This is a genomic window from Leptolyngbya sp. CCY15150, from assembly GCF_016888135.1.
GTDB lineage: Bacteria > Cyanobacteriota > Cyanobacteriia > RECH01 > RECH01 > RECH01.
Map to the genome: position 1 here is coordinate 1 of NZ_JACSWB010000181.1, position 235 is coordinate 235.

The window sequence follows — 235 nt, forward strand, 5'->3', positions numbered from 1 at the left end:
CGGATCTGGTTGTCACTGGGTATCCGATGGACACCAAACAGGCTTTGGGCGTTACTTTTCCCTTTACTGCCCTCCATCATGCGCTGATAGGCCAGAAACGACGGGGTTTGGGTGAAGAACACACTGAATGCGCTCAAGGCGGCATCGTCCATCCCATAGCGGGTGTTCTTGCCCGTGCGTTTGTCCGGTAGCGACGACAAACGCTGGCGAAATGAACCGACTATGGTGTCGAACA

The 235-nt window shown here is 54.9% G+C and carries 1 pseudogene; it reads right to left on the reverse strand.

The window, feature by feature from the left end:
• Positions 1 to 224 (reverse strand): annotated as a pseudogene (locus JUJ53_RS13810) (ISNCY family transposase); the annotation flags it as partial.
• Between the last annotated feature and the right edge of the window lie 11 nt (positions 225 to 235).